Annotated in this window: 23 protein-coding genes; 13 read left to right on the forward strand and 10 right to left on the reverse strand. The window is 73.8% G+C overall.

Going from position 1 to position 24,414, the window contains the following annotated elements; all coding sequences use genetic code 11:
* Positions 1 to 126: 126 nt before the first annotated feature.
* The 5 genes from ACZ4UX_RS18660 to ACZ4UX_RS18680 all read right to left on the reverse strand — a co-directional run bounded on the left by ACZ4UX_RS18660 (position 127) and on the right by ACZ4UX_RS18680 (position 6,030).
* A complete protein-coding gene (locus tag ACZ4UX_RS18660) occupies positions 127 to 1,224 on the reverse strand; it encodes an LLM class flavin-dependent oxidoreductase (RefSeq protein WP_352288230.1) in 1,098 nt (365 codons plus the stop codon).
* A gap of 377 nt (positions 1,225 to 1,601) precedes the next feature.
* Entirely contained in the window at positions 1,602 to 2,624 is a 1,023-nt protein-coding gene (gene glnII / locus ACZ4UX_RS18665) for a glutamine synthetase (RefSeq protein ID WP_359804397.1), read from the reverse strand.
* Positions 2,625 to 2,890: 266 nt separating this feature from the next.
* Positions 2,891 to 3,934 (reverse strand): SCO1860 family LAETG-anchored protein, encoded by a 1,044-nt coding sequence (locus ACZ4UX_RS18670; RefSeq protein WP_465707443.1) that lies wholly within the window; start codon positions 3,932 to 3,934, stop codon positions 2,891 to 2,893.
* Between the two features lie 235 nt (positions 3,935 to 4,169).
* Positions 4,170 to 4,847 (reverse strand): uracil-DNA glycosylase, encoded by a 678-nt coding sequence (locus ACZ4UX_RS18675; RefSeq protein ID WP_329490063.1) that lies wholly within the window; start codon positions 4,845 to 4,847, stop codon positions 4,170 to 4,172.
* 91 nt (positions 4,848 to 4,938) lie between these two features.
* Entirely contained in the window at positions 4,939 to 6,030 is a 1,092-nt protein-coding gene (locus ACZ4UX_RS18680; RefSeq protein ID WP_465707444.1) for an amidohydrolase family protein, read from the reverse strand.
* Between the two features lie 132 nt (positions 6,031 to 6,162).
* Here ACZ4UX_RS18680 and ACZ4UX_RS18685 point away from each other — a divergent pair, with 132 nt between their 5' ends.
* Both ACZ4UX_RS18685 and tmpA read left to right on the forward strand, forming a co-directional pair.
* Positions 6,163 to 7,350, forward strand: coding sequence for an aminotransferase class V-fold PLP-dependent enzyme (locus ACZ4UX_RS18685; protein ID WP_465707527.1), 1,188 nt, complete (start codon positions 6,163 to 6,165; stop codon positions 7,348 to 7,350).
* Positions 7,351 to 7,509: 159 nt separating this feature from the next.
* The gene (gene tmpA / locus ACZ4UX_RS18690) at positions 7,510 to 9,114 is read left to right on the forward strand and encodes a 2-trimethylaminoethylphosphonate dioxygenase (protein ID WP_465707445.1); all 1,605 of its coding nucleotides are present in this window, start codon (positions 7,510 to 7,512) and stop codon (positions 9,112 to 9,114) included.
* Between the two features lie 48 nt (positions 9,115 to 9,162).
* On the opposite strand, the gene ACZ4UX_RS18695 is transcribed toward tmpA, so the two are convergent.
* Positions 9,163 to 9,999: a GntR family transcriptional regulator gene (locus ACZ4UX_RS18695; protein WP_465707528.1), complete on the reverse strand. Its 837-nt coding sequence runs from the start codon at positions 9,997 to 9,999 to the stop codon at positions 9,163 to 9,165.
* A 342-nt stretch (positions 10,000 to 10,341) separates the two neighbouring features.
* Here ACZ4UX_RS18695 and ACZ4UX_RS18700 point away from each other — a divergent pair, with 342 nt between their 5' ends.
* The 9 genes from ACZ4UX_RS18700 (at position 10,342) to ACZ4UX_RS18740 (ending at position 19,954) form a co-directional block, all read left to right on the forward strand.
* The gene (locus tag ACZ4UX_RS18700) at positions 10,342 to 11,514 is read left to right on the forward strand and encodes an ABC transporter substrate-binding protein (RefSeq protein WP_329490059.1); all 1,173 of its coding nucleotides are present in this window, start codon (positions 10,342 to 10,344) and stop codon (positions 11,512 to 11,514) included.
* Between the two features lie 39 nt (positions 11,515 to 11,553).
* Positions 11,554 to 12,513, forward strand: coding sequence for an ABC transporter permease (locus tag ACZ4UX_RS18705; RefSeq protein WP_465707446.1), 960 nt, complete (start codon positions 11,554 to 11,556; stop codon positions 12,511 to 12,513).
* On the forward strand, positions 12,501 to 13,349 hold the full coding sequence (locus ACZ4UX_RS18710) for an ABC transporter permease (protein ID WP_465707447.1): 849 nt from the start codon (positions 12,501 to 12,503) through the stop codon (positions 13,347 to 13,349). The genes ACZ4UX_RS18705 and ACZ4UX_RS18710 overlap by 13 nt, the downstream gene beginning before the upstream one ends.
* A gap of 22 nt (positions 13,350 to 13,371) precedes the next feature.
* On the forward strand, positions 13,372 to 14,457 hold the full coding sequence (locus ACZ4UX_RS18715) for an ABC transporter ATP-binding protein (RefSeq protein ID WP_465707448.1): 1,086 nt from the start codon (positions 13,372 to 13,374) through the stop codon (positions 14,455 to 14,457).
* Positions 14,458 to 14,495: 38 nt separating this feature from the next.
* On the forward strand, positions 14,496 to 15,260 hold the full coding sequence (locus ACZ4UX_RS18720; RefSeq protein WP_465707449.1) for an HAD family hydrolase: 765 nt from the start codon (positions 14,496 to 14,498) through the stop codon (positions 15,258 to 15,260).
* Positions 15,261 to 15,266: 6 nt separating this feature from the next.
* Positions 15,267 to 15,587 carry a DMT family transporter gene (locus ACZ4UX_RS18725; protein ID WP_329490053.1) on the forward strand — a complete coding sequence of 107 codons (321 nt, stop codon included), beginning with the start codon at positions 15,267 to 15,269 and terminating at the stop codon, positions 15,585 to 15,587.
* A gap of 256 nt (positions 15,588 to 15,843) precedes the next feature.
* Positions 15,844 to 17,265, forward strand: coding sequence for an endonuclease/exonuclease/phosphatase family protein (locus tag ACZ4UX_RS18730; RefSeq protein ID WP_465707450.1), 1,422 nt, complete (start codon positions 15,844 to 15,846; stop codon positions 17,263 to 17,265).
* A 14-nt stretch (positions 17,266 to 17,279) separates the two neighbouring features.
* The gene (locus tag ACZ4UX_RS18735; RefSeq protein ID WP_465707451.1) at positions 17,280 to 19,226 is read left to right on the forward strand and encodes a phosphocholine-specific phospholipase C; all 1,947 of its coding nucleotides are present in this window, start codon (positions 17,280 to 17,282) and stop codon (positions 19,224 to 19,226) included.
* 77 nt (positions 19,227 to 19,303) lie between these two features.
* Positions 19,304 to 19,954, forward strand: a complete 651-nt coding sequence (locus tag ACZ4UX_RS18740) for an HAD family hydrolase (protein WP_465707452.1) — start codon at positions 19,304 to 19,306, stop codon at positions 19,952 to 19,954.
* Positions 19,955 to 20,031: 77 nt separating this feature from the next.
* Here the strand turns inward: ACZ4UX_RS18740 and ACZ4UX_RS18745 are convergent, their stop codons facing one another.
* The 4 genes from ACZ4UX_RS18745 to ACZ4UX_RS18760 form a co-directional block, all read right to left on the reverse strand.
* Positions 20,032 to 20,709, reverse strand: coding sequence for a phosphonatase-like hydrolase (locus tag ACZ4UX_RS18745; protein WP_329490050.1), 678 nt, complete (start codon positions 20,707 to 20,709; stop codon positions 20,032 to 20,034).
* A gap of 11 nt (positions 20,710 to 20,720) precedes the next feature.
* Positions 20,721 to 21,842: a TIGR03364 family FAD-dependent oxidoreductase gene (locus ACZ4UX_RS18750; RefSeq protein ID WP_329490049.1), complete on the reverse strand. Its 1,122-nt coding sequence runs from the start codon at positions 21,840 to 21,842 to the stop codon at positions 20,721 to 20,723.
* 266 nt (positions 21,843 to 22,108) lie between these two features.
* Positions 22,109 to 22,789: a phosphatase PAP2 family protein gene (locus ACZ4UX_RS18755; RefSeq protein ID WP_465707453.1), complete on the reverse strand. Its 681-nt coding sequence runs from the start codon at positions 22,787 to 22,789 to the stop codon at positions 22,109 to 22,111.
* Entirely contained in the window at positions 22,786 to 23,460 is a 675-nt protein-coding gene (locus tag ACZ4UX_RS18760; RefSeq protein ID WP_396490003.1) for a DedA family protein, read from the reverse strand. Before ACZ4UX_RS18760 ends, ACZ4UX_RS18755 begins: the two co-directional genes overlap by 4 nt.
* A gap of 106 nt (positions 23,461 to 23,566) precedes the next feature.
* On the opposite strand from ACZ4UX_RS18760, the gene ACZ4UX_RS18765 reads away from it, so the two are divergent.
* Positions 23,567 to 24,019 carry a BlaI/MecI/CopY family transcriptional regulator gene (locus ACZ4UX_RS18765; RefSeq protein ID WP_465707454.1) on the forward strand — a complete coding sequence of 151 codons (453 nt, stop codon included), beginning with the start codon at positions 23,567 to 23,569 and terminating at the stop codon, positions 24,017 to 24,019.
* A complete protein-coding gene (locus ACZ4UX_RS18770; RefSeq protein ID WP_465707455.1) occupies positions 24,016 to 24,264 on the forward strand; it encodes a hypothetical protein in 249 nt (82 codons plus the stop codon). The genes ACZ4UX_RS18765 and ACZ4UX_RS18770 overlap by 4 nt, the downstream gene beginning before the upstream one ends.
* Positions 24,265 to 24,414 lie beyond the last annotated feature (150 nt).

Here is a 24,414-nt window from a genome sequence, read left to right on the forward strand (position 1 = left end):
AAGGGTGGGGAAAAGCGGTCCATCGTTGTCCCTTTCACCCCTGGAAACAAGCCCCGGGGGTCAAGGCCCCCTGGATCGGAGCGGAGGGGGCGGCGGGCCGGGGGGGCGGCGGCCCCCCCGCCCCGGTCACGGTCGGGTCCAGAGGTTGCGGGCGGCGAGCAGCGGCAGCACGCCCTCGCCGAACCAGTACGCCTCCTCCAGGTGCGGGATCCCGGAGAGCACGAACTCGTCGATGCCCAGCTCGTGGTACTCGGTGATGAGGTCCGCGACCTCCCGGTGGCTGCCGACCAGGGCCGTGCCCGCGCCGCCCCGCAGCAGGCCGATGCCGGCCCAGAGCCCGGGGTGGATCTCCAGCCGCTCGGCCGAGCCGCCGTGCAGCGCGAGCATCCGGCGCTGGCCCTCCGACTCGCTCTCGGCGAGGGCGCGCTGGGTCTCCCGGACGCGCGCCGGGTCCATCGACGCCAGTAGCCGCTCGGTCTCCGCCCAGGCCTGGGCGGAGGTGTCCCGGGTGATCACGTGCAGCCGGATGCCGAAGCGGACCACCCGGCCCTGGGCGGCGGCCAGTTCGCGGATCCAGGCGATCTTCTCGCGGACCTGCGCGGGCGGTTCGCCCCAGGTCAGGTAGACGTCGGCGTACCGGGCGGCGACGTCGCCCGCCGCCGGGGAGGACCCGCCGAAGTACACCGGCGGCACCTGGTCCGGGAGCCGGTTCAGGGTGGCCCGCTCGACCCGCAGATGGACGCCGTCGTGGTCGACGGTCTCCCCGGCCCAGAGCCGGCGGGTGATGGACAGGAACTCGCCCGTCCTGGCGTAGCGGGCGTCCTTGTCCAGGAAGTCCCCGTACGCGCGCTGCTCGGCCGACTCCCCGCCGGTCACCACGTTGAGCAACAGCCGTCCGCCGGACTGCCGCTGGTAGCTCGCCGCCATCTGCGCCGCCAGGGTCGGACTGATCTGCCCGGGCCGGAACGCCACCAGGTACTTCAGCCGCTCGGTCACCTGGGTCAGCATCGCCGTGGTCAGCCAGGCGTCCTCGCACCACGCACCGGTCGGGGTCAGCGCCCCCTCGAAGCCCAACTGCTCCGCGGTGCGGGCGATCTGGCCGAGGTAGGCGATGCTCGGCGGCCGGTCGGAGCCGGCCGCGCCGGGCGTCGAGCCGTGCCCGCCGCCGACGATCTGCCGGCTGTCGCCGTTGGTGGGGAGGAACCAGTGGAAGGTGAGGGACATGGACGGACACGCTCCTGGCGGTGGTTGCCGGCTGCTGGTGGACCTGGTTCGCGTCAGCGGCGACAACCGGCCGTGCACACCCGTCCCAGGTCGACGTGCAGTCGCCGTACAGGGAGGAAGGGGGCCGGAGCGGTCATGGCCCGATTCTCCGGGACTCCCACCCCGCTGGACAAGACATCCGCGTCAGAACACCCGTGTCAGAACACCCACATCAGCCCACCGGGGCCGGAACACCGGGGCCGGAACACCCACGCCAGTACTCCCCCGCGACCGCGCCGGGAAGGGCCCCCGCCGGGCGGCGGACGGCGAACGGCCGCCGGGCCTCCCCTCGGCAGCGGAGGGGAGGCCCGGCGGTTGGTGCGGCAGGGGGAGGCGGCTCAGACGAGGCCGGCCTTCTCCAGGGCGGCGCAGCAGGTGTTGACCAGGAGGCGGGTCACCACGTACGGGTCCACGTTGGCGTTCGGGCGACGATCCTCGATGTAGCCCTTCTGGTCGACCTCGACCTGCCACGGGATGCGGACCGAGGCGCCGCGGTCGGAGACGCCGTAGCTGTAGACGTTCCACGGAGCGGTCTCGTGCTTGCCGGTCAGGCGCGACTCGATGTCGGCGCCGTACTGGGTGACGTGCTCCAGGACGATCTCCTGCGAGGCGCCGAGCGACTCGCAGGCGGTGATGATCGCGTCGTAGTTCTCGCGCATCGCCTTGGTGGAGAAGTTGGTGTGCGCGCCGGCGCCGTTCCAGTCGCCGCGCGCGGGCTTGGCGTCGAGGGTGGCGTCGATGCCGAACTCCTCGGCGGTGCGGTAGAGCAGGTAGCGGGCGACCCACATGTGGTCGGAGGCGGTCAGCGCGTCGACCGGGCCGATCTGGAACTCCCACTGGCCGGGCATGACCTCGGCGTTGATGCCGCAGAGCGAGAGGCCGGCGGCGAGGCAGCGGTCCATGTGCAGCTCGACGATCTCGCGGCCGAAGACCTCCTCGGCACCGACACCGCAGTAGTAGCCGCCCTGCGGGGCCGGGAAGCCGCCCTCGGGGAAGCCGAGCGGGCGGGAGCCCTTGAAGAAGGTGTACTCCTGCTCGATGCCGAAGATCGACTCCTGAGCGGCGAACTGCTCGGCGATCGGGCGCAGCAGCGCACGGGTGTTGCTCTCGTGCGGGGTGCCGTCGATCTCGTTGACCTCGCACAGGACGAGGATGTTGTCGCCGCCGCGGATCGGGTCCGGGAAGGTGGCAACCGGCTCAAGGACGCGGTCCGAGGCGTGACCCTCGGCCTGGTTGGTGGAGGAGCCGTCGAAACCCCAGGTGGGGATCTTGTCCGCGTTGGCCAGGATCCGAGTCTTGGAGCGGAGCTTGGCGGTCGGCTTCGTGCCGTCGATCCAGATGTACTCGGCCTTGATTGCCACGGGGGTGAACCTCGCAAACTGGGTGGTGGGTGCCCGCGTAGCGTTGCAAGCCGCCGTTTCCCGGTTGTTCCTCCTATGTAACACCCAGGTGAACCAACCGTCCGCGTTGGCACGGTCACGGTGCGGGAGTGCCGTGGATGGCACCCCGCACCGATCGGCGCACCGCGACGGGTGTCCGCCCTTCACCGCGACGGGCGTGGGCCCTTCACCGCAGCGACCCACAGAGCCCCGCCGCGGCGACCCGCAGAGCCCCACCGCGGCGGGTGTCAGTGCTTACGGGCGTGCGCCGCCCGGCGGCGGGTGACCCAGAGCGCGCCGCCGCCGGCCGCGACCAGGGCGGCGGCTCCGGCCGCGAGCGGACCGGTCGCGTCACTGCCGCCGGTCGCGGCGAGGTTGCCGCCGGCGGCGGTGGCGGTGGCCTGCGGCCGGGCGGTTCGGCCGGGCGGCGTGGTGGTCGCGTCGACCGCGGGCTGGACGGCCGGGGCGGTGCCGGGCGCCGTCGGCGTGACCGAGGGGGTCGGCGTGACCGGTGCGGTCGGCTTCTCGCAGCTCACCGAGGCGACGGTGATCTTCCCGGACACCTTGGCGACGTTGAGGTTGAGCGGGTTCACCTCGATCTGCACCTCCAGGGCCGAGGCGGCGGCCGTGGTCGAGGTGGTGGCCCGCTTGGAGAACTCCACCGAGACCCTGCCGACCAGCGGCACGTCCACGTCGGTCGGCCCGTACAGGCTGAGGGTGACCGGCTTGCCGAGCACGGTGAGCTTGGCCGGGGCGGTGACGTCGGCGGTGGGCGGCCCGTCGACCGGGCAGGTCACCGAGGAGCTGAGCGCCTCCAGGCCGAGCAGGGTGGTGGCCGGGAGACCGGGCGCGTGCACGTCGGCGTTGACCAGCTTGACCGAGGCGGCGGTGCCCTTGGCGTCCGACTTCACCACCGAGGTGCCGACGTCGGCCTTGACCAGGGTGACCGGGCCCTGCTGGTCGACGCCGTCGACCTTGGCCGTCAGCAGCGAGCCTTCGCGCTGGGCCGGGCTCTCGACCTTGTTGAGCGCGAGGTTCACCGGCACGTCGATCTTGCTCAACAGCTGCACGTCCAGCGCGAGTTCGGCGGTGACGGCGCGCGCCCTGCCCGCCGTGGCGGTCGGCGCGGCGGCCGCGGCGGTCGAACCCGCGGCCGCGGTGGCGGGCGCGGGAGTGGGGCCGGTCGCGTGGGCCACCGGCGCCGCGACCAGCACCGGTGCCACGACCAGCGCCGACGCCACCGCGGCGGCGACGGCGGAGCCGGCGAAGGACGTGGAACGGGAAGAAGACATGGCGGTACCCCCACAGGTGGTGATCTCGGTAGAGCGCGCCTCCGACATCACCCGCGAGGCGGGGCAAGGGGCCGGTGCTCCGTACGACGAGTCGCCAGTCTTCATCGAACAGTGCGTCACATGAGCCACACAGAACGTCATTTCACTCATTCGGGTGAGGTTGACGCCCAAAGCTGCCCGGCGAAGCACTCCGGCAGGACACCTCCGGCAGGACTCCTACCGCAGGAGCCCAGCCCTACGGCAGTCGCCAGTCCACCGGCTGCGCCCCCTGCCGCACCAGCAGCTCGTTGGCCCGGCTGAACGGCCGCGAGCCGAAGAAGCCGCCGTTCGCCGAGTACGGGCTCGGGTGGGCGGACTCGATCGCCGGCACCTCGCCCAGCAGCGGGCGCAGGTTGCGGGCGTCGCGCCCCCAGAGGATCGCCACCAGCGGGCCGCCGCGCGCCGCCAGGGCCTTGATCGCCTGCTCGGTGACCTCTTCCCAGCCCTTGCCGCGGTGCGCGGCGGGCTTGCGCGGCGCGGTGGTCAGGGCCCGGTTCAGCAGCAGCACGCCCTGCCGCGTCCACGGCGTGAGGTCACCGTTGGAGGGCTGCGGCAGGCCGAGGTCGGTCCCGTACTCCTGGAAGATGTTGATCAGACTCGCCGGGATCGGCCGCACCTCGGCCCCCACCGAGAAGCTGAGCCCGACGGCGTGGCCGGGCGTCGGGTACGGGTCCTGCCCGACGATCAGCACCCGCACGTCGGCGAGGGGCTGTTGGAAGGCGCGCAGGACGTTCGGCCCCGAGGGCAGGTACGTGCGGCCGGCGGCCAGCTCGGCGCGGAGGAAGTCGCCCATGGCGGCGACCCGGCCGGCGACCGGCTCCAGCGCGGTGGCCCAGCCGGGCTCGACGATCTCGTTCAGTGGACGCGGTGCCATGGTCGCCACCCTATCGGCCTACTCGGACAGGCCGTTCACCCGGATGATCATCAAAGCGACCATCGGCCGCACGGCCCCCGAGGAGGACCGCTCAGCCCACCGGCCGCCCGCGCAGCACCACCAGCCGCGGGTCCGCGAGCACCCGGACGTCCGCCCGCGGGTCCTCGTCGTACACCACGAAGTCCGCCGACGCCCCCTCCTCCAGGCCCGTTCGGCCGAGCCACCGGCGCGCCCCCCAGGTGGCCGCCGACAGCGCCTCGGCGGGAGCGAGCCCGGCCTTGACCAGCTCGGCCACCTCCTCGGCGACCAGCCCGTGGGCGAGCGAACCGCCCGCGTCCGTCCCGACGAAGACCGGGATGCCCGCGTCGTGCGCGGCCCCGACGGTGTCGTAGCGGCGCTCGTGCAGCCGGCGCATGTGCGCGGACCAGGCCGGGAACTTGGCCTCGCCGCCGGCCGCGAGGGTCGGGAAGGTGGCGATGTTGACGAGGGTCGGGACGATCGCGACGCCGCGCTCGGCGAAGGCCGGGATCAGCTCCTCGGTCAGCCCGGTGGCGTGCTCGACGCAGTCGATCCCGGCCGCCAGCAGGTCCGGCAGCGAATCGGCGGCGAAGCAGTGCGCGGTGACCCGCGCGCCCTCCTCGTGCGCCGCCGCGATCGCCTCGGCCAGCGCGTCGCCGGGCCAGCAGGCGGCGAGGTCGCCGGTGCCGCGGTCGATCCAGTCGCCGACCAGCTTCACCCAGCCGTCCCCGCGCCGGGCCTCGGCCCGGACGTAGGCGGCGAGGTCACCGGGCTCGATCTCGTGCGCGTAGTTGCGGATGTAGCGCCGGGTACGGGCGATGTGCCGGCCGGCCCGGATGATCCGGGGCAGGTCGTCCCGGTCGTCGATCCACCGGGTGTCGGCGGCCGAACCGGCGTCGCGGATCAGCAGGGTGCCGGCGTCCCGGTCGGTCACCGCCTGCTTCTCACTGGTCGCGGCGTCGACGGCGCCGTGCGCGTCCAGCCCGACGTGGCAGTGCGCGTCCACCAGCCCGGGCAGCACCCAGCCGGTCACCGTGCGCACGTCCGCGGCGGCCGCCGGGCGGTCGAACGCCACCCGGCCGTCCACCACCCAGAGTTCGTCCCGGACGTCCTCCGGCCCGACCAGCACCCGGCCCCTGACGTGCAGCACCGCACCATCGCTCATGCCCCGCACTCTACCGAGCGGGGTCCTGCCCGGGCAGGGCCTTCCCGGTGCGCTGGGAGGATGAGGCAGACTCGTCCCTGTCCGAACCGCCTCCCCTTCTCCGTCCCGTTCTCCGTTCCGCTCTCCGTCCCGATGCTCCGTCCCGTCTCAGCTCCGCCCTACGTTCCGTTCTCCGAAAGGCCGGCCGCCACCGTGAGCCCGTTCCTCGACCTTCCTCCGCTCAGCGCCGCCGACTTCGCGGCGATCGAGGACAAGGTCGCCGCGCTGCTGCACACCTCCGCCGATGTGATCGTCACCCAGGGTGAGGCGCTGCTGCCGCTGGAGGCCGCGATCCGCAGCGCCGCGCGGCCGGGCTCCACCGCGCTGAACATCGTCACCGGCCCGTACGGCCAGACCTTCGGCAACTGGCTGCGCGACTGCGGGGCGACGGTCGTGGACCTCGCGGTGCCGTTCGACACCGCCGTCACCGCCGCGCAGGTCGCCGAGGCGCTGGCGGCCCACCCGGCGATCGACTTCGTCTCGCTGGTCCACGCCGAGGCCGCCACCGGCAACACCAACCCGGTCGCCGAGATCGCCGCCGTGGTCCGCGCGCACGGTGCGCTGTTGATGGTGGACGCCGTCGCCTCGGTGGCCGCCGAACCGCTGCTCACCGATGCCTGGGGCATCGACCTCTGCGTGATCGGCGGGCAGAAGGCGATGGGCGGCCCGGCCGGGGTGTCCGCCGTCTCGGTCTCCGAGCGCGCCTGGGAGCGGATCGCCGCCAACCCGGCCGCGCCGCGCCGCTCCTACCTCTCGCTGCTGGACTGGAAGGAGCGCTGGACGGACGCCGGGCGCACCGCACTCCCGCACGCCCCGGCCCAGTTGGAGATGCTGGCGCTCGGCGCCTGCCTGGACCGGATCGCCACGGCCGGCCTGCCCGCCGTGATCGCCCGCCACCGCGCCGCCGCCGCGGCGGTCCGGGCGGGCGTCCGCGCCCTGGGCACCGTCGCCCCGTTCGTCCCGGACGACGCCCACGCGGCGCCGGTCGCCACCACCCTGCGCACCCCCGCCGGCCTGTCCGCCGCCGGGCTCGCCGCGGACCTGCTGCGCCTCGACCCGGCCCTCCCCGTCCAGCCCGGCGGCGGCGCCCTCGCCGACTCGATGCTGCGGGTCAACCACTACGGCCCGGCGGCCTCGCTCGCCACCGTCCGCGCCTTCCTGACCGCCCTGGCCACCACCCTCGGCGCCGACGGCGGGGCCGACACCGACACCGGGGCGGACGCCGGATCCGCCCTCAAGGCGGCCGACGCCGCCTGGGAGAGCGCCGTCGCCGCCGGCTGAGACCGGTCGCCCGACCACGCCGCGAACCCCTCGGGAGCTCTTGTTCCCGAGGGGTTCACCGTGTCGCCACCCAGATCTCACCGTCACCCGGCAGGCTCCCGCACGAGGAGAAGTTGGCTATACAACTTCACCAAGCCACCTGCCGACCAGGAGAGACCCATGGCGCTCCCGACCCACCTGCCGCCGTACTGGCTGCGCGACAACTGCCCCTGCGCCGAGTGCCGGGACGGGCGCAGCGGGCAGAAGCTGTTCCAGATCACCGACCTGCCGGCCGACCTCGCCCTCGCCGCCCACGCCGAGGTCGGCGGGAACCTGGAGGTGCTCTGGTCGGACGGCCACCGGTCGCGCTACCCGCTGGAGTGGCTGGCGCGGGACGCCGACGGCGACGGGCGCACCGAGGCGGAGAAGCAGCTCTGGGTCGCGGCCGACTTCCGCCGCGGCATCCCGGAGGCGGCGTGGGAGGCCTACCTGGCCGACCCGGCCGAGCAGGCGGCGGTGCTCGGGGCCGTCCGGCGCTCCGGGTTCGCGGTGCTGCGCGGGGTACCGGCGGTCGAACGGCAGGTACTCGCGGTGGCCCGCTCCTTCGGCCACGTCCGGGTCACCAACTACGGCGAGCTGTTCGACGTCCGGGTCGAGCCGGACCCGAACAACCTGGCCTTCACCAGCGCCGCGATCGCCCCGCACAGCGACAACCCGTACCGGGACCCGGTGCCCACCCTGCAGCTGCTGCACTGCCTGGAGAACTCCGCGACCGGCGGCGACTCCGGGCTGGTGGACGGCTTCAAGGCGGCGGCGCTGCTGCGCGAGGAATCCCCGGCGGACTTCGTGGTGCTGACCCGTACCCCGGTCCCCTTCGTGTTCCGCGACCGCGGCACCGAACTGCGCGCCGACCGACCGCTGATCGAGGTGGACGCGCGCGGCCGGATCCGCGAGGTGCGGTTCAACAACCGGTCGATCAGCACCCTGCGCGGGTCCGCCGAGGAGCTGGACGCCTTCTACGCGGCCTACCGCCGGTTCGCCGCGATCACCCTGCGGCCCGAGCTCCAGCTGGACTTCCGGCTCGACCGGGGCGACTGCCTGATCTTCGACAACGTCCGTCTGCTGCACGCCCGGACGGCCTTCGAGCAGGACGGCTCGCGCCACCTCCAGGGCTGCTACGCGGACCTCGACTCGCTGCACAGCACCCTCGCGGTGCTGCACCGGCGCACCGCCGCGCTGGACACGATCGCCGAGCTGTTCGCGGGCGAGGGCGCCGGCGAGTACCTGGGCGAGGCGGTCACCATGGCCGAGCACATGCTGCAGGCCGGGGCGCTGGCGCAGGCCGCCGGGGCCGCGCCGGAGCTGGTCGCGGCCGCGCTGCTGCACGACATCGGGCACTTCTTCGACAAGGACGGCCACGGCGCTTCGCACGGGCGCGACCTGATGAACGGCCAGGACAACCGGCACAGCGACACCGGCGCCGCCTGGCTGGCCCAGTGGTTCGGCCCGGAGGTCACCGAGCCGGTCCGGCTGCACGTGGCCGCCAAGCGCTACCTGTGCACGGCCGAGCCCGGCTACCGCGAGCGGCTCTCCGAGGCCTCGGAGTACACGCTCCAGGTGCAGGGCGGCCCGATGGGCGCGGAGCAGGCCGCCGCCTTCGCGGCCCTGCCCGGCGCGGCCGACGCGGTCGCCGTGCGCCGCTGGGACGAACAGGCCAAGGACCCGGACGCCGGGACCCCGGGGTTCGAGCACTTCCGCCCGCTGCTGGCCGCCCTCATGCGCTAGGGGGAGTGGGGCGTCGGCCGGTCCGACTCCCCACTCCGGCCCCGGAGTTCAGTCACCCTCCCGGGCGTGCCGCGAAAGGGCCGAGGTGGCAAGCGAGTTGTGGATGCTGAAGGCCACCGTGCCGGGCAGGTAGCGGTCCTGGGACCACTCCACCGGCATCCCGGTCGGGTCGGTGGTCCGGCGCCGCTCGCGCAGCAGCGGGCTGCCCCGGCGGCAGCCGAGCAGCCGGGCGTCCTCCGCGTTGGCGGCGACTATGTCGATGGTGTGGTCGGCGTCCGTGAACAGGATGCCGTGCTCGCGCAGGACTTCGGTGTGCGAGACCACGTCGGCCGGCAGCTGGGCGACGATCTCGCCGACCCGGGGCGGGTAGACCGTCCGCTCCACCATCACCGCCGCGCCGGAGAGCGTGCGCAGCCGGACGGTGACGTACACCTCGGAGCCGGCCTCCAGGCGCAGTTGCTCGCGCTCGGCGGCGTCGGCCGGCCGGCGCACCAGCGAGTCCAGGATGCCGCCGGGCTCCTCGCCCATCGAGTAGGCCCAGTGCGTGAAGCTCAGCAGTTCGGAGAAGCTCTGCACCCGGGCGGTGCCCAGCACCACCCGCCGGGTGCCGCGCCGGGAGGTGACCAGGCCGTCCGAGCGCAGCACGGCGAGCGCCTGGCGGACGGTGCCGCGGGAGACCCCGTACTGCTCGGCCAGCGTGCCCTCGGCGGGCAGCCGGCCGGCCTCGCCGAACGCGCCGGTGGTGATCGCCTCGCGCAGATCGGCGGCGACCTTGCGGTAGAGCGCACCGGCGGTGCGCTCCTGGCCCGGCGCGGCAGGGGCGGCGGGGGCCGCGGGTGCCGCGGGTGCCGCAGGGACCGCGGGGCGGTCGGGCTCCAGTGCCACGTCAGTCAATGTCCCTCCTGGGGCGGTGTCCTGCGCAGCCGTACCGGCCCGGACAGCCCGACTTTATCCCGCTGCGCCTTCGAAGCATCGCATTCGGTCGATCACTCACCGAGCCCCTGATTCGACCGTTCCCGTAGCCGCCCCCGGTTCTGGGCCATCCGTTCACCTTCCCGTCACCGGACTCCGGCGTACTTACCTCCGTCAGGCGAAGTTGGCTAGTCAACTCGGACGGTTCCGAACGACTGATCGCCTGGCCCGCCCTTGTGAAGAAGCACCTCTCAGCGAGACGCACCCCCGCGAAACGCACCCCTCGCAGTACGCCCCTGATCAGGAGACTGACCCGTGACCGTGCACCGTGCCCGCGCCGCCGCCTTCGCGGCCGTACTGACCGCCGCCGCGCTCTCCCTCACCGCCTGCGGCTCCGCCGGTTCGACCGCCCCGAAGTCCGGTGACGCCGCCAAGGCCGGCGCGAAGGACGCCAAGGACGCCACCTCGCTCGCCGACTTCGGCGGTCTGGACGGCCTCGTCGCCGCCGCCAAGAAGGAGGGCAAGCTGCACGTCATCACGCTGCCCAGGGACTGGGCCAACTACGGCAAGATCATGGACTCGTTCAAGGCCAAGTACGGCATCGAGATCGAGGACGAGAACCCGGACGGCTCCAGCCAGGACGAGATCAACGCGATCACCTCCCGCAAGGGCCAGGACCGCGCCCCCGACGTCGTCGACCTCGGCAGCGCGTTCGCGCTCCAGGCGGTCAAGGACGGCCTGCTCGCCCCCTACAAGGTGGCCACCTTCGACAAGGTGCCGGACACCATGAAGGACGCGAACGGCGCCGCCGTCAACGACTACGGCGGCTACGTCTCCATCGGCTGCGACGCCAAGAAGATCCCGAACTGCCCGAAGACCTTCGCGGACCTGCTCAAGCCCGAGTACAAGGGCCAGGTCGCCCTGAACGGCAACCCGACCAAGTCCGGCTCCGCGTTCGGCGGCGTCTACGCGGCCGCGCTCGCCAACGGCGGTTCGCTGGACAACATCCAGCCCGGCATCGACTTCTTCGGGAAGCTGAAGGCCACGGGCAACTTCAACCCCGTCGAGTCCACCCCGGCCACCATCGAGAAGGGCGAGACCCCGATCTCGATCGACTGGTCCTACCTGAACGCCGGCTACACCGACGAGTTCAAGGAGAAGGGCGTCGACTGGAAGGTCTCCGTCCCCTCCGACGGCAGCTACGCCCAGTTCTACAACCAGGCCGTCAACAAGTGGGCCCCGCACCCGGCGGCCGCCCGCCTGTGGCAGGAGTACCTGTTCAGCGCCGAGGGCCAGAACCTCTTCCTCGGCGGCTACGCCACCCCCTCCACCTTCGAGGCCCTGAAGAAGGACGGCACCCTCGACACCGCGGCCGCCGCCAAGCTGCCCGCCGTCGAGAAGCCGTTCACCACCTTCCCGACCCAGGACCAGATCACGGCCGCCAAGAAGGTCGTCACCGAGAACTGGACCAAGGCCATCGCAGGCTGACCCCCGGCCGCAGCAACCCGAAACGGGCTGATCCCACTCATGACCACGGCTCCCGCCCCGGTGCCGACCACCCCCGCCGCCACCGTTCACGGTGGCGGCGCGGGGGCGTCCGCCACCGCTCCCACCCCCACCCCCGCCCGGCCCACCCGCCGGCGCCCGCGCGGCGGCTCCTGGCTCGCCACGGTGCCGCTCTTCCTCTTCTTCCTGATCGGCTTCGGCCTCCCCGCCATCGCCATCGTGATCGGCGCGTTCACCACCTCCAGCGACGCGGAGGGCGGGGGCGGCCAGTTCACCCTCGACAACATCAGGGACTCCGTCCAGGGCGCGTACTGGACGGCGATGCTCAGCAGCCTCAAGCTGTCCGCGCTGACCGCGCTGCTCGCCACCCTGATCGGCCTGCCGATCGCGCAGGCCGTGGTGACCTCCCGGCAGACCTGGCTGCGCCAGGCGGTGCTGACCGCCTCCGGCGTGCTCGCCAACTTCGGCGGCCTGCCGCTCGCCTTCGCGTTCGTCGCCACCCTCGGCAACGCGGGCGAGGTCACCAAGCTGCTCCACCTGACGGACCACGGCTGGTCGCTCTACTCCTTCACCGGCCTGACCATCGTCTACCTGTACTTCCTCATCCCGCTGATGGTGCTCACCATCACCCCGGCCCTGGACGGCCTGCGGGTGCAGTGGCGCGAGGCGGCCCACAACAACCGGGCCACCACCGTCCAGTACTGGCTGCACGTCGCGCTGCCGATCCTGCTGCCCTCCCTGCTCGGCGGCTTCGTGCTGCTGTTCGGCAGCGCCTTCGCCGCGTACGCCACCGCCGCGGCGATGGTCGGCGCGACCGTGCCGCTGGTCAGCCGCTCGATCGCGGACGCGCTCTCCGGCAACGTGCTGGTCGGCCAGGGCAACCTCGCGCTCGCCCTCAGCCTCAACATGATCGTGGTGGCCGTCCTGGTGATGGCCGTGTACCTCCCCCTCCAGCGCCGGAGTGCCCGATGGCTCAGCTGACCTCCGCCCGCCCCTCCTCGCCGCGCCGCAAGGTGCGCTGGTGGCGCGGCGCCGTCCTGCTGCTCGCGGGCGTCTACTTCGTCGTCCCGCTGGCCGCCGCCGGCTACTTCTCGATCGACGACCCGAAGGGCTACTCCTTCGAGGCGTACACCGGACTGCTCAGCGCCCCCGGCTTCCTGGACAGCCTCTGGCTCACCCTGGGCCTGGCCGTGGTCACCGTCCTGGTGCTGCTGCTCCTGCTGGTACCGGCGCTGATCGCGGTGCGGCTCGGCTCGCCGAGGCTGCGCCCGGTGATCGACGTGCTCTGCACCCTGCCGCTGGTCGTCCCGCCGGTCGCGCTGACCGCCGGCCTGATCGGCGTGCTGCGCTGGGGCCCGGACTACCTGATGGACACCCCGTTCTTCCAGACCTTCGTGTTCATCCAGGACCCGGACTTCCCGCTGGTGCTGGTCATCGCCTACGTGCTGATGTCGCTCCCGCTCGCCTACCGGGCGCTGGACGCCGGTCTGCGCGCGGTGGACCTGCGCACCCTGGTCGAGGCCGCCCGCAACTGCGGCGCGAGCTGGCCGCGCGCGGTGTTCACCGTGGTGCTGCCCAACCTGCGCGGCGCGCTGCTGAACGCCTCCTTCCTCACCCTGGCCCTGGTCCTCGGCGAGTTCACCGCCGCCTCGATCCTCGGCTACCAGCCCTTCCCGGTGTGGATCTACTCGGTCGGCAACAGCCAGGCCCACATGTCGGTCGCGGTCTCCATCCTGAGCCTGCTGATCACCTGGCTGCTGCTGCTCCTGCTGGCCACCGCCGGCCGCGAGCGCCGCCACAAGACCACCACTTCCTGAAGCCCCCGGAGCGATCCCCATCATGACCACGGTTACCGCCCCCGTCGCCGGCACCCCCCTCGCACCCGGCGGCGCGACCGTCGAATTCCTCGGCCTGCGCCGCTCGTTCGGTGCCACCACAGCGCTGGACGGCCTCGACCTGACCGTCCGGCCCGGCGAGCTCCTCGCCCTGCTCGGCCCGTCCGGCTGCGGCAAGACCACCGCGCTGCGCATCCTGGCCGGCTTCGAGCAGCACGACTCCGGCCAGGTGCTGGTGGACGGCGAGGACATCACCCGCATCCCCGCGCACCGGCGCGACGCGGGCATGGTGTTCCAGTCCTACAGCCTGTTCCCGCACCTGACCGCCGCCGACAACGTGGCCTTCGGCATGCGGATGCGCGGCACCGGCAAGGCCGAACGCCGCAGGCGCGCCCAGGAACTGCTGGAGCTGGTCGGTCTGCCGCAGCACACCGACCGCTACCCGCACCAGATGTCCGGCGGCCAGCAGCAGCGCATCGCGCTCGCCCGCGCGCTCGCCCTGCGGCCGCGCGTGCTGCTGCTCGACGAGCCGCTCTCCGCCCTGGACGCCAAGGTCCGCCTCTCGCTGCGCGAGGAGATCCGCCGCCTCCAGCAGGAGCTGGGGATCACCACCCTGTTCGTCACCCACGACCAGGAGGAGGCGCTCTCGATGGCCGACCGGGTCGCGGTGCTGCGCGCGGGCCGGCTGGAGCAGTGCGCCACGCCGTCCGAGCTGTACGCCCGCCCGGCCACCGCCTTCGTCGCCGAGTTCGTCGGCACCATGAGCCGCATCCCCTGCACCCGCACCGCCGACGGCGTCGAGGTGCTCGGCCGCCGCCACGCGGTGGACGGGGCCGCGCCGGCGGACGGCTCGCTCGACGTGCTGGTCCGGCCGGAGAACGTGTCGCTGGTCCCGGCCCTGAACGGCCAGGCGCTGGTGGTCTCCGCGTCCTTCCTGGGCGCCGTCACCCGCCTCACCGTCCGGCTCGACGACGGCACCGAGGTCAAGGCCGACCTGCCGACCGACGCCGCCGCCCTCCTGCCGGTCGGCTCGCGCGCCGCGCTGTCGCTGCCGGAGCGCCCGGTCCTGGTCGACCGTCGTACGGTCTGACCTGTCCGCTCGTCCGACGAACCACCGAAGGTACCGCCATGCCTGATACCGCTCAGCCCGATTCCGCTCAGCCCGATTCCGCACAGCCGGCCCCGGCCCAGCCCGACCCCACGAAGGTCGACCCGGCGAAGCCCGGATCCGCCGCGCCCGCCGCCGTCCTGTTCGACATGGACGGCACCCTCGTCGACACCGAGCACCTCTGGTGGCAGGCCGCCGCCGAACTCGCCGACGAGCTGCGCCACCCGCTCACCGACCAGGACGCGCCCGAGGTGCTCGGCCAGGCCATCGAGCACACCGCCGCCCACCTGCACCGGGTCAGCGGCACCAGCCTCAGCGAGGCCGAACTCGCCGACCGCCTCGGCGAGTCCTTCGCCGGCAAGGTCGCCGCGCAGACCGTCCCGCGGCCGGGGGCGCTCGCCCTGCTCGCCGAGCTCCGGGACGCCCGGGTGCCCACCGCGCTGGTGTCGGCCTCCCCGCGCCGGGTGGTCGACCTCGTGCTGTCCACCATCGGCCGCGACTGGTTCGCCGTGACGCTGGCCGCCGAGGACACCCCGCGCACCAAGCCCGCGCCCGACCCCTACCTCGCCGCCGCCGAGCGGCTGGGCCTCGACCCGGCGGACTGCGTGGCCGTCGAGGACACCCCGACCGGCGTCGCCTCGGCCGCCGCCGCGGGCTGCGCGGTGCTCGCCGTCCCCTCGACCACCACGCCCATCCCCCGGGGATCGCGCGTCACCCTGCTGGACAGCCTGGTGAACGCCGACCTCGCGCTGCTGGGGAAGCTCGGCGCCGCACCCGCGGTGTGACCGGCCATGCCCTATCTCCTGCTCGCCCTCGCCATCGTCAGTGAGGTCTGCGCCACCAGCGCCCTCAAGCTCACCGAGGGCTTCACCCGCCTCTGGCCGAGCCTCGGCGTCGCCGTCGGCTACGTGCTCTCCTTCGCCCTGCTCGGCAGGGCCCTGAAGCACATACCGGTCTCGGTCGCCTACGCCGTCTGGTCCGGCGCCGGTACGGCCGCCGTGGCGGGCATCGGCGTGATCGCCTTCGGCGAGTCGCTGGGCCGGCTCCAGTGGCTCGGCCTGGCCCTGATCATCGTCGGCGTGGTGGTGCTCAACCTGAAGGGCACCCACTGAGCCACCCGCCCGCCCCGCGCGCACGACGGCGGGGCGGGCCCCGGGGCACCTCGCCGTAGCCGCGATGCGTGTGCCGGCTGTCACGGATGTGCCGGATGTGGCTCCCCCGTTCGTCAACGACCAACACTCAACGGCGAGTTGTCCGTCCTCCCGGCGACCGGCCATGTCACGTTCACGCGGAGTACGCCGCCCTTCGGGTCAATGGGCGTCCAGTTGTCCAGCCAACTCGACGCCCCCATCCACCCGAAGGACCCTCGTGGCCACAGGCAGCACCCTCACCCCCGCCTCGCCCGCCGGCCCCACCGAAGGCGACAGGCTCACCTTCCACTGGACCACCGACGCCCCCGACGCCAAGAACTGGGTCGGCGTCTACGACGGCAGCAGGAAGCCCGGCACCGGCTCGTCGCTGCTCTGGAAGTACACCCCGGGCACGTCCGGCGACGTCCAGCTCGACACCTCGGCGCTGACCGGCGGCCCGTACACCGCGTACCTGCTGGCCAAGGACGGCTACGGCGTCCTGGCGCAGACCGCGCCCTTCACCTTCCGGCCCAAGCCCGCGCCCGTCCGCCCGCACCTCGCCGTGGACGCGCTCACCGCGACCGCCGTCGCGCCGGGCGCGGCCGTCACCGTCCGGCTCGGCGGCCTCTGGTGCCGCCCGGCCGGCGCCCCCGCCTTCCGCAAGGTCGGCGGGCCCGCCTGGCTCTCGGTCGCCGCCGACGGCACGGTGACCGGCACGGCGCCCGCCGCCACCGGCGAGGTCCAGCTCCTGGTCGGCGTCAAGGACACCGCCGGGGTCACCGACGCCCTCACCCTCACCGTCCCGGTGGTGGACCCGGCCGCCGCCCCGCGCCTCAAGACGGCCAGTTGGAACCTCGCCAACGCCGGCGCGGCGTTCACCGACGCCGTGGAGAAGCAGCTGCGCGCGGTCCTCACCCAGGGCCTCGACGTGGTCGCGCTCCAGGAGACCGCCGGCGGCGCCGCCCAGACCCTGGCCACCGCGCTCGGCTGGTACGCCTACCAGAGCGCCGGCAGCGTCGGCATCCTCAGCCGCTACCCGCTGTCCGCCGTCACGGCCGTCACCGCCACCGTTCCGGCCGCCGGGGCCACCGTGCAACTCCCCGGCGGCCGGAGCATCCGCTTCTGGGCCGCCCACCTGGACGAGGCGAACTACGGCCCCTACGCCGCCCAGGACGGCCAGAGCACCGCCCAGGTGACCGCCGGGGAGAACGCCTCCGTCCGCCTCCAGCAGGCCAGGGCGCTCGCCGCCGCCGTCCAGGCCGACCGCACGGCGGGCCGCACGGTCGTCCTCGGCGCCGACCTCGCCTCGCCGTCCCATCTGGACTGGACGGCCGCCACCGCGGCGAGCCACAGCGGCCTCGGCCCGCTCGCCTGGCCGGTGACCACCGCCCTCCAGGCCGCCGGACTGACCGACGCCTACCGCGCCGCCCACCCGGACCCGGCCGCGTCCCCCGGCGCCACCTGGTCGCCGGTCCGCAAGCAGCGCGCCGCCGGCAAGGCCGAGCCCCAGGACCGCATCGCCGCCGTGCACTTCGCCGGCCCGCTCACCCTGGTCGAGGCGCACACCCTCGCCACCGGCTGGCCCCAGCCCGAGCCGACCGCCGCCGACAACGGCTGGCCCTCGGACTGCGCCGCCGCCGTCGCCACCTTCCAGCTCTGAGAGGCCTGCCCGCGATGTCCGAACTCTCCCGCCGTACCTTCGTCGGCGCCACCGCGGCCGCCGGCGCCGCCGCACTGACCGGCCTGCCCGCCGCCACCGCGAGAGCCGCCACCACCGGCACCATCAAGGACGTCAGGCACGTCGTGGTGCTGATGCAGGAGAACCGCAGCTTCGACCACTACTTCGGCACCCTGAACGGCGTCCGCGGCTTCGGTGACAAGCAGGCCCTCCGGTTCCCGGACGGCACGGACGTGTTCCGCCAGCCCGACGCCGGGCGCGCCGACGGCGGCGCGATGCTGCCGTACCGGATGGACACGGCCAAGTACAACGCGCAGAACGCCGGCGGCCTCCCGCACGACTGGGCGACCGGTCACCAGGCGATCAACAACGGCGCGATGAACAAGTGGATCGCCGCCAAGGGCGAGCGCACCATGGGGTACTTCACCCGCGCCGACATCCCCTACCAGTACGCGCTGGCCGACGCGTTCACCCTCTGCGACGCCTACTTCACCTCGCTGGCCGGGCCGACCGACCCCAACCGGCTCTACCTGTGGACGGGCACCTGCGGCCCCGGACGGGACGGCACCACCGGCCCCTGGATCGACAACACCCCGGTGACCGACAACCCCGTCGCCGACTGGACGACCTACGCCGAGCGGCTGCAGGCGGCCGGCGTCTCCTGGCGGGTCTACCACAACCCCAGCAAGGACGACCGCACCGGCGACTACGACGACAACGCCCTGTCCTACTTCAAGCAGTTCCACAACTTCCCGAAGGACGACCCGCGTTACGTCAACGCGATGACCAGGTTCGACCCGGCGGCCTTCGACGCCCACTGCAAGGACGCCACCCTGCCGACCGTCTCCTGGCTGGTCGCGCCCTACCTGTTCAGCGAACACCCCAACGCCGGCCCGGCATACGGCGCGCACTGGGTCAACCAGGCCCTCCAGTCGCTGATGTCCAACCCCGCCGTCTGGCAGCACACCGTCTTCCTCGTCATGTACGACGAGAACGACGGCTACTTCGACCACATGGTGCCGCCCACCCCCGAGGCCGGCACACCCGAGGAGTTCACCCAGGGCCGCGCGATCGGCCTCGGCAACCGGGTACCGCTCTGGGTCGCCTCCCCCTGGTCACGCGGCGGCTACGTCAACTCCCAGGTCTTCGACCACACCTCGGTCCTGCGCTTCATGGAACAGGTCACCGGGGTCGCCGAACCCAACATCTCCGCCTGGCGCCGGGCCGTCTGCGGCGACCTCACCAGCTGCTTCGACTTCGCGGCCCCGGACTTCTCGATACCCCAACTCCCGGACACCGTGGCCCTGATGGCCAAGGCCGACGCCGGGGCGGCGCTCCCCGGCGTCGCGCTGCCCGCCACCGGCACCCAGTCGATGCCCGTCCAGGAGCCCGGCGAGCGCCCGCACCGCCACCTGCCCTACCGCCCGTGGGCCGACCTCACCGTCGACCGCGCCACCGGCCTGGTCACCTGCACCCTGCGCAACGACGGCACGGTCGCCTTCCCCTACACCGTCTACCCCAACATCGTGTACGCCTTCGCCGGCACGCCCTTCACCGTCGCCCCCGGCGCCACCCGTACCTACACCTGGGACGCCGCCGCCACCGACGGCCGGTACGACTTCACCGTCCACGGCCCCGACGGCTTCGTCCGCCGCTTCGCCGGCACCGTCGTCCGCGCCGACCAGGACGACATCGCCGTCCCGATGGTGACCGCGGCCCCGGGCGCCTCGGCGCTCACCTTCACCCTGGCCAACGCCGGCCGCACCCCGATCACCTTCACCCTGACGCCCAACGACTACGCGGGCACCGTGCAGACCGTCCGCGTCCAGCCCGGCTCCACCGCCACCGCGAGCTACCCCCTCGACCAGTCCCGCCACGACGTCACCGTCACCGCACCCACCGGCACCCGCTTCACCCAGCGCTACGCGGGCACCCTGCACTGACCCGCCCCGGCGGAGCGGAGCGCCGGCCCGTCCGGCGCCCCGCTCCCCCGGGCGAAGGCGCCCCCTATCCTGCGGGGATGATCAAGCCGATAGAACTGGTGATTTTCGACTGCGACGGCGTGCTGGTCGACAGCGAGCGCATCGCGGCCCGCGTCCAGGTCGCCCTGGGCGCGGAGCTGGGCTGGCCGCTCACCGAGGCGGAGGTGGTCGAGCGGTTCATCGGGCGCTCCCACGCCTCGATCGGCGAGCAGGTCGCCGCCCGGCTCGGGGAGGCCACCGCGGCCCTCTGGCGCAGTCGCTTCGAGCAGCTCCACCGCGAACAGGTGGACGCCGGGCTGGCCCCGGTCGACGGACTCCCCGAGGCGCTGGCCGCCCTCACCCTGCCGACCTGCGTCGCCTCCAGCGGCTCGCACGAGAAGATGCGTCACACCTTGGGCCGCACCGGCCTCTACGAGCACTTCGCGGGCCGGATCTTCAGTGCCACCGAGGTCGACCGCGGCAAGCCCGCGCCGGACCTCTTCCTGCACGCCGCCCGGCGGTCGGGCGTCGACCCGGCCGCCTGCGCGGTGGTCGAGGACAGCCGCCCCGGTGTCGAGGCCGCCCGCGCCGCCGGCATGCGCGCCTTCGGCTACGCCGGCGGCCTGACCCCCGCCGAGCGGCTCGCGGGCCCCGGCACCGTCGTCTTCCACGACATGCGCGAACTGCCCGGCCTGCTCGCCGCCCACTGAGCCCGGGCCCACCGCGGGACCGCCCCCGGGAGAAGCCGGCCGGGCGGGTCGGCGCACCCCGCCCGGCCGTCGCACGCTCAGCCCGCGAGGACGCCCGGCAGGTCGGCGATCGACTTCAGGACGTGCGTCGCGCCGTCGGCCCGCAACCGGGCCTCGTCGTGGGCCCCGGTCAGCACACCGGCCACCACCGAGGCACCGGCCCGGGTACCGGTCAGCATGTCGTAGCCGGTGTCCCCGGCGACGGCCATCTGGCGGACGGAGTCGGTGGAGGTCCGCAGCAGGGCGGTGAGCGCCAGGTCCGGGTACGGGCGGCCGCGGCCGGCCTCGGCCGGGCAGAGGGTGAGGTCGGCGATCGACTCCCAGCCGAGTGCCCGCAGGATCCGGTCCTGGGTGGCCCGGGAGAAGCCGGTGGTGAGGACCACCTTGCGGCCCTGGCCCCGGAGTTCGGCGATGGCCTCGGCCGCGCCCGGCAGCGCGGCGCAGTGCCCCGCGTCGACGAGGTCGTGGTAGGCGGCCTCGAAGGCGGTGTTGGCGGCCTGCGCCTTCTCCTCCGCGCCGAACAGGTGGCGGAAGACGGAGATCTTGGACTCGCCCATGGTGAGCCGGACGTGCTCCAGCATGCGGGCGTGCTCGGGGCTGCCGGCCTCGACGCCGAGCGAACCGGCGGCGGCCCGGAAGGCCTGCTCGACCAGGCCGTCGTCGGCGACGGTGGTGCCGGCCATGTCGAGGACGACCAGGCGGATGTCAGCGGACATGTTCACATTCCTTACAGGTTGGCGAGTTCGGCGGTGGTCTCGGCGATCGCCGGCGAGCAGGTCATGCCGCGGCCACCGGGACCGGTGACCAGCCAGACGGCGTCCCGGACCCGCTCCCGGTGGACCACCCGGGTGGTGTCCACGCACTGCGCGTACACCCCGGCCCAGCGGCGGCGCACCCGGGGCAGCGGCCGGCCGAGCAGCTCCTCGGCCACGCCGACCAGGTGGTCGTACGGGTCCTCGACGACGTCGAAGCCGAACGGGTGGTCGTACTCGTGGGTGTCGCCGATGGTGAGGCCGCCGTCCTTGCGCTGAACCATCAGCAGCTGCATCTTGTGCTCGGCGGCGACCGGCGGCTGCGGCTGCGCGGCCTTCAGCCGCTCCAGCGCGTCACCGGCGAAGGCGGGGTAGTAGCGGAAGCTGTCGCCGTCGGCGACCGAGGTGGTGAGCTCCTCGCCGAGCGGGTCGGTCTGCATCATCTGCAGCCGCACCCTGCGGACGGGCAGCTCGGGCGCCAGCTCGCGCACCAGCCCGCCCAGCCAGGCGCCGGTGCAGAGGATCACCAGGTCACCGGTGTGGACGTCGCCGTGGTCGTCGCGGACGGCGTTCTCACCGATCACCTCGCGGACCTCCCGCCCGGGGAGGAAGGTGTACCGGCCGCCGGCCAGCAGTGCGGCGCGCAGCGCGGGCTGGGCGGTGCGCGGCTCGACGGCGGCGTCCCGGTCGCACCGCAGCGCGCCGAGCAGCTTGCCGCGCAGGGCCGGGTTGGCGGCTCTGGTCTCGGCCGCGTCGAGCAGTCGGTAGCCGCGCGCGGCGGCGTCCGCCCGGGTCAGCGCCTGTTCGGCGACGGCGAGTTCGGCCTCGGTGCGGATCGCGGTGAGCGAGCCGTTGGCCCGGAAGCCGAGCTCGGGCACCCTCGCGCCGATCTCCTCCCACAGTTCGCGGGCCCGCAGCGCGGTGTCCAGTTCCTCACCGCCCGACCGGCCACTGACCCAGACCAGCCCGAAGTTGCGCACCGAGGCGCCGCGCGCCTCGGACTCGCGCTCCAGGTGGACGACCTCGTGGCCGCGCTCGACGGCCTGCCAGGCGTGCATGCTGCCGAGCACGCCTGCTCCTACGACGATGACTCTCATGCGGCCAGGCTTATGCCGCGAGGTGGCCGAGGGGAGTCCGAACGGCGGCGCGCAGGTGAACCGACCGAAAAGTTGTACAGCCAACACCGCTCAGGCGGGCCGGGCCGCGCCCGCCCCGGGCGGGCCCGCCGGCGGGAGGTCGGGTCAGCCGGCGGGAGGCCGGGTCAGCGCACCACGGTCGCCCGCAGGTAGGTGCGCCGTCCGACGGGCCCGCGCCCGGCTCGCATGCTCGCCCCGCCACCCCGGCCGCACAAGGGCCGGCCAGGTCACGGAACCCGGCGCCGCTGGGTCGCCGGTGACGGCCCGCCACCGGCCGTCGGCGCGGCGTCGCCCGCGCCCAGCAGCGACCGCAGCGGGCCCAGACGGGCCCGGTCGACCAGCGGGGCGGCCCGGCCGGCGGCCAGCGCGAGCGCGGCCGCCGTCAGAACGCCGACCAGCGCACCGACCAGTACGTCGTGCGGGTAGTGGACGCCGACCCAGACCCGGGAGGCACCCATCAGCACGGCGGCGGCCACCGCGAACGCGCCCAGCCGCCGGTCCGCGAACCAGAGCGCGGTCGCGGCGGCGAAGGCGATCACGGTGTGGTTGCTCGGGAAGGACCAGTCACCGGCGCCGGGACAGGTCTCCAGCGTGCCGGGCACACCGAGCTGGGTGCACGGACGCACCTCCTCGACCACGCTCTTGAACCCGGAGTTGAGGACGAAGGCGACGAGCACGATCAGCGGCGAGGCCAGCACCCGCGCCATCACCGCCGGACCGGCGTCGCGCGCCCGCCACCACGCCCGGAGCATCAGGACGGCGAACAGGCCCAGTCCCAGCGCGGACCAGATCCGGATCACCTGGTCCAGCCAGTCCGGCGCGGCGTCCGCCCACCCGATCACCCGGCTGTAGAGGCCGCCGTCGATGCCGCTGCCGTCGTAGACGGCCAGCGCACGAGAGGGCGTCACCGGGTGTCACCGCCACGGCGCCGGGCCCTCCGGGCGCGGAACATTTCCAGAACGATCGGGATCACGGAGACAACTACTACCAGACCGATGATGGGGAGGAGGTAACGGTCGATATCAGGCACCGAGGAGCCTAGCGCGTACCCGGCCAGCACCACGCCGACGGTCCAGACCACGCCGCCCACCACCTGCCAGAGGGTGAACGTGCGCACCGGCACCTCCAGCACGCCGCAGAGCGGGTTGAGCACCGTCCGGACCACCGGGATGAAGCGGCCGAGCACGATCGCCTTGCCGTACCCGTACCTGACGAGCAGTTCCTCGGCCCGCTCGGCCCCGTGCCGCAGACTCTTCCGCTCGGTCCGCCGCAGCAGCGCGCGACCCCCGCGCCGGCCGATCAGGAAGCCGACCTGGGCGCCGATCAGCGCACCGGCCAGGGCGGCCGGCAGGACCTGGGAGAGCTCCAGCCGCGGACCGTCGGCGCCGCCGGGGGCGCAGAGCAGACCGGCGGTGAACAGCAGCGAGTCGCCGGGCAGGAAGAACCCGACGAGCAGCCCGGTCTCGGCGAAGAGCACGACGGCGATCCCGAGCGCCCCGAAGGCGGCGAGCAGCGACGAGGCGTCCAGCGGGTTCACCGCGAGGGCGTGAACGGCCGGAGTGGCGGACGACTGGAACAAGGCCGGCGGACCTCCCGTACGGGAGGGCGGCGCGGCCGCCCTCGATCGTCTACAGTGCCGTAGACGGTCTACACGACTGTAGACGAATCGGGGAGGAACCGCCGCCATGTCCGACGTACCGCCGGCCCGCCGGCCCGCCGGGGAGCTGGAGGCCGAGGTGCTGGCCGCCCTCTGGGCCGCCCGCGAGCCGCTGACGCCGCAGGACGTCCAGGCGGCCCTCGGGCGCGGCCTCGCGCGGACCACCGTCGCCACGATCCTGGCCCGGCTGCACGACAAGGGCACCGTGGAACGCACCCGGGCGGGGCGCGCCTACGCGTACACCCCGACCGTCCGGGACCGGGCCGGGCTCGCCGCCCGCCGGATGCACACCGAGCTCGAGCGGGAGGCGGACCGGTCCACCGTGCTGGCCCGCTTCGTCTCCGACCTCTCCGGCGAGGACGAGCGGCTGCTGCGCGCGCTCCTCGGCGACGACCCCGGCGCCGGGGCCGACACCGGCGGGGACGGTCCCCCGGACGGGAGCGCTGGCCCCAGGGGCGCCACCGGGCCGGTCACCCCGTGATCCTGACCGTCCGGGTGCCGCTGCCACTGCCCTTCCTCGCCGTCCGGCCGGCCCGCCGCCCGGCCGACCAGCATGTGGACATGCGCCCCCCGCGCGCCTCCATGCGCCGAGCGCGCACCCAGGCCGCCCGGGAGACCCGCCGCCCGCACGCCCTCGCGCACCACCTCCGCGCCCTCCCCCTCCGAGCCCTCCGCGGCCGGGCCCGCGCCCTGCTCCACTCCCCCCGGACCGCACCGCCCCGGTAGTCGATTTTCGGCCGCGCGGCACTCATTACTTGTTGGCATGTCCACTCTGATACGGGTGACCGGCCCTAGTTGGCCGACCCCGTCCCCAGGACCGGGCGGCCCCCGTACGCTTTCGTCAGCGCGTCGGCCCCGACGCGCCCTCGATCGGCG

It is taken from the genome of Kitasatospora sp. NPDC028961, from assembly GCF_055564815.1.